The 4,419-nt window shown below is 70.2% G+C and carries 6 protein-coding genes; 4 read left to right on the forward strand and 2 right to left on the reverse strand.

Annotated elements, in window-relative coordinates; all coding sequences use genetic code 11:
- The 4 genes from HUU96_RS12005 to HUU96_RS12020 form a co-directional block, all read left to right on the forward strand.
- A partial coding sequence (locus tag HUU96_RS12005; protein ID WP_174293015.1) for a hypothetical protein occupies positions 1-407 on the forward strand: 407 nt, incomplete at its 5' end.
- A gap of 117 nt (positions 408-524) precedes the next feature.
- Entirely contained in the window at positions 525-1,004 is a 480-nt protein-coding gene (gene rplM, locus HUU96_RS12010; RefSeq protein ID WP_174293016.1) for a 50S ribosomal protein L13, read from the forward strand.
- Positions 1,005-1,544 (forward strand): 30S ribosomal protein S9, encoded by a 540-nt coding sequence (gene rpsI / locus HUU96_RS12015; protein ID WP_174293017.1) that lies wholly within the window; start codon positions 1,005-1,007, stop codon positions 1,542-1,544. It abuts the gene before it with no gap.
- Between the two features lie 113 nt (positions 1,545-1,657).
- Positions 1,658-3,046, forward strand: coding sequence for a hypothetical protein (locus HUU96_RS12020; protein WP_174293018.1), 1,389 nt, complete (start codon positions 1,658-1,660; stop codon positions 3,044-3,046).
- A 9-nt stretch (positions 3,047-3,055) separates the two neighbouring features.
- Here the strand turns inward: HUU96_RS12020 and HUU96_RS12025 are convergent, their stop codons facing one another.
- Together HUU96_RS12025 and modB are read right to left on the reverse strand one after the other, a co-directional pair.
- Positions 3,056-3,652, reverse strand: a complete 597-nt coding sequence (locus HUU96_RS12025) for an ATP-binding cassette domain-containing protein (protein ID WP_438827080.1) — start codon at positions 3,650-3,652, stop codon at positions 3,056-3,058.
- On the reverse strand, positions 3,645-4,331 hold the full coding sequence (gene modB, locus HUU96_RS12030) for a molybdate ABC transporter permease subunit (protein WP_174293020.1): 687 nt from the start codon (positions 4,329-4,331) through the stop codon (positions 3,645-3,647). The genes HUU96_RS12025 and modB overlap by 8 nt, the downstream gene beginning before the upstream one ends.
- Positions 4,332-4,419 lie beyond the last annotated feature (88 nt).

Consider the following 4,419-nt stretch of genomic DNA (forward strand, 5'->3'; position numbering starts at 1 on the left):
GCGGCGACGATCCGATGGCGGCGCTGAAGCACGATCCGACGTCCGCGCTCGCCGCTCTGCCCGCCGATCGTCGCAAGGCACTGCTGGCGGCCCCGCTCGCCGGCTTGATCGTCAGCGCCGATGAGCCGCTGGTGCCGGGCAGCGGGCCGGTGTCGCTCGCCAGCGGCATCGTCGCCGGGCCGCCGCTCGCCGGGACCCGGATGGTCACAGCCGATGCCGATGGATGCGTCCATGTCGTCGTTCATGCCGCGACCGGCGGCGACGCGCCGGTATCGCTCGATCGCGAGCGGACGATCAATCCGGCGAGCGGCCTCGTCCTCGACCAGCGGGAAACGCAGATCATCGGTGCTGGCAACGATGCCCGCATCGTCCGCGAACAGGTCACGATCGACCCTCCGGTATCGTGATACCCGTCGGCAATGCCGCCGATTGCTTGACTTGTTGGGCCTGTTTGGGCATTGGTTCTCCCAACGCGCCGCCGGCCCTGCTGGCGGCGTTCGTCGTATTCGAAAGGTCTTTCGCCCATGAAGGCGCTGATGAAGACCACCAAGTCGGTCAAGCCGCACGAGGTGGAGAAGAAATGGCATATCGTCGATGCCGACGGCCTGGTGGTCGGCCGCGCCGCGGTGGTGATCGCCAACGTGCTGCGCGGCAAGCACAAGACCAGCTTCACCCCGCATGTCGACTGCGGCGACAACGTCGTCGTTATCAACGCCGACAAGATCCGCTTCACGTCGAACAAGGCGGAGAAGAAGGTCTATTACAAGCACACCGGCTATGCCGGCGGCATCAAGGGCGTGACCGCGGCCAAGGTGCTGGAGGGCCGCTTTCCCGAGCGCGTCCTCGAAAAGGCGGTCGAGCGGATGATCCCGCGCGGGCCGCTGGGCCGCGAGCAGATGCGCAATCTGCGCATCTTCGCAGGCACCGACCATCCTCACGAAGCGCAGAACCCCGAGGTTCTCGACATCGCGGCCATGAACCGCAAGAACAAGGTGGGTGCCTAAATGTCAGACAATCGCCAATCGCTGTCCGACCTCGCGAGCCTGACGACCGCCCCTGTTGGCGGCGTCGAAGCGCCGGCCGCCACCGGCGAGCAGGTCAGCCAGTCCGGCCCCGCCCCCGCACCGATGCCGCTGCGCGAGCAGATCATCGACAAGCAGGGCCGCGCCTATGCGACCGGCCGCCGCAAGGACGCTGTCGCCCGCGTGTGGCTGAAGCCCGGCACCGGCAAGATCACGATCAATGGCCGCGACCAGGAGGTCTATTTCGCCCGCCCGACGCTGCGCCTCGTCATCAACCAGGTGTTCGGCATCACCGAGCGCGACGGGCAATATGATGTGGTCTGCACTGTCAAGGGCGGCGGCCTGTCGGGCCAGGCGGGCGCGGTGAAGCACGGCATCAGCCAGGCGATCACCAAGTACGAGCCGATCCTGCGCGCACCGGTCAAGGCGGCAGGCTTCCTGACCCGCGACAGCCGCACGGTGGAGCGCAAGAAGTACGGCCGCGCCAAGGCCCGCCGCAGCTTCCAGTTCAGCAAGCGATAATTTCACCGGCCCTGGATTGCGTCGGCAGTTCAGGGCCGTGTCGCGCTCGTCTGATCTGGTGAGCCGGCGATCCTGGCCCCCGCCGCGTCTGGCGCTGGATCGAAGCGCCCCCGGTGGAGCTGTCTTTCACGACGCGGCAGCGCCTGCTGCTGCTGGCGGGCTTCGTCGCCCTTGTCATGTTGCGGCTGCCGCTGGCGTGGGTGCATGGCCGCTTGCAGGATGAGGAAGGCACGGTCTTCCTCGCCTATGCCTGGCATCGCCCGGCCGGAGAGGCGCTGTGGCGGGCATTTGCGGGCTACCTCAACCTCGGTGCGAACGCCGTCACCCTGTTGGCCGTCCGGCTGGTCAGGGTCGGCATCCTGCCGCTGGAGGGTGTACCATACCTGACGATGACAACCGCGCTGCTGGTGCAGTCGCTGCCGGCCTTGCTGCTGGTGACCGGGCGTGCGGCGTGGCTGGCGGATCGCCGGGTGATCGTTGCCGGCCTGCTGATCGTCGCGACCGCGCCGCTCACCGAAGAAGTGTTCCTCAACACGCTGCACATCCAGTTCCATTTGCCGTTGGCGGCGGCGCTGATCCTGGCGCTCGACATTCCCGCGTCGCGCGTCGCCCGGCTGGGTTATGCGGTGCCGCTGCTGGTCGGACCGCTGTGCGGTCCGGGCGCGATCATCCTGCTGCCGTTCTTCGTCCTGCGAGCCGCTCTCGACCGCAGCCCGGCGCGGGGCGCGCAGGCCGCCGTGCTGGGGATCGGCGCTGCCGTGCAGTTGCTGGTCTTCTACAGCCACAGCCCGATCCGCGGTGATGTGCTCGGCCTGCCGACGCTAGCGGCGATCATGTTCGTGCGGCTCGCGCTGCTGCCGCTGCTGACGCCACCGCTCGCGACCCTGCTGGGGCGTACAGTCTATGCCTCCTATCGTGACGGCACGGTGCTGTGGTGGTTCGCGGTCGCGGGTGCGCTAGGCTATTTCGGAGCGCTCGCCACCACGGCGCTGCGCGACCGGCGCGACGGCGCAATCTGGCTGATTGCGGCCGGGCTGAGCATCGCGGCGGCGTCGTTCGGTCGCGGCATGATCGTCAGCAACCCGGAAGAATGGTTCAGCGTCGGCGCGGCCGAGCGCTACGATTTCTTGCCGCTCGTGCTGCTGGGGCTCGGCCTGTTGGCGCTGGCGGCGCGGGCGGAGGGCCGGCATCGCCGCGTGCGCCTGGTGCTGTGCCTCCTGACCTTGCTGTCCGGCGCGGTCGGCCTTTTCGGCCCGCTGCGCGAGTTCAGGCGCGGACCGGCATGGCCGGCGGAGGTTGCCGCCTGGCGGCAGGACCATGACCATCACCTCGCCACCTGGCCGCAGGACTGGGCGGTCGACCTGTCCGACCGCGACCGCCCCTGTGCGCCTTGGGCTGGGGGACGGCCGATGCCGCCACAAGCCGACTATTGCGAGGCGGCGTGGCTGACGCGGATCAGCGAGGGTGCCAAGCGCGATCGACCGCCGCCGATGCATCGCTGACGCCGGCCCTCACATCATTACCACCTCTCCAATCCGCTCCGCCTCCGCGCGGTCGTGGGTCACCAGCAGGATCGGCAATCGCAGCTCATCGCGCACCCGCTCGATCGCGCGCAGCACCTCTTCGCGGCGGCTGCCGTCCAGCGAGGCGGTGGGCTCGTCCAGCAGCAGGAACGCCGGCTCGCTCAGCAGCGCACGGCCGGTCGCGACGCGGCGTGCCTCGCCGCCCGACAGGGTGCGCGGCCAGCGGCCGAGCAGGTGCGCGATGTCGAGCATCGCCGCCGTCTCTACCAGCCGCGCATCGCTGCGCGCGCCGTAGAGCAGGTTGCGGCGCACGGTCATGTGGGGAAACAGATGCGCGTCCTGGAACACGTAACCGACGCGGCGGCGCTCGACCGGCAGGTCGATCCGCGCGGCGGCATCGAACAGGGTGACGCCGCCGACCCGAACATGGCCGGCATCGGGCCGCACCAGCCCCGCGACCATGTCGAGCACGCTGGTCTTGCCCACGCCCGACGGGCCGAACAGCACGGTCGCGCCGCCCCCCGAACGAAACGCCGTCGCCACTCGGACGCCGCCGCGTCGCAGGTCGACATCGACGTCAAACACCGCGCACGCCGCGCCCTGCCCGCCGCGCCAGCAGTTCCGCCACGACCAGCGCGCCGAGGCTGAGCGCCACCGAGATCGCCGCCAGCCGCCACACCGTCGCGTCGCCATCGGGCCGTTGCAGTGCGGCATAGATGGCGAGCGGCAGTGTCTGCGTCTCGCCGGGCACGTTGGAGACGAAGGTGATCGTCGCCCCGAACTCGCCGATCGAGCGCGCGAAGCCCAGCACCGCGCCGGCCAGCACGCCCGGCAGGCTGAGCGGCAGAACGATCGTCGCGAACACCCGCCAGCGACCGGCACCCAGCATCCGCGCCGCGCCCTCCAGTCGGCGATCGACCGCCTCGATCGACAGGCGGATCGCGCGGACCGACAGCGGCAGCGCCATCACCGCCGCCGCGATCGCCGCGCCCGTCCAGCGGAACAGGACGCTGACCCCAAGCATCGCCAGCAGCCGCCCCGCCGGCCCAGCCGGCGCGAACGCCAGCAGCAGCAGCCAGCCGGTCACCACCGGCGGCACCACCAGCGGCAGGGTGACGAGCGCGTCGAGCAGCAGCTTGCCGGGGAAGCGCCACCGCGCCAGCACCCAGGCGAGCGCGAAGGCGACCGGCAGCGACGCCAGCGTCGCGACCCCGCCGACCAGCAGCGACAGACGCACGATCTGCCACTCCTCGCCAGTCAGCATCAGGGCGCGGTGAAGCCGTAGCGGCGGAAGATCGCCCGCCCCGCGCGCGACAGCAGGAAGCACCGGAAGCCCTCGGCATCGCCGCCGG

The organism is Sphingomonas bacterium (assembly GCF_903644135.1).
Classification (GTDB): Bacteria; Pseudomonadota; Alphaproteobacteria; order Sphingomonadales; family Sphingomonadaceae; genus Sphingomonas.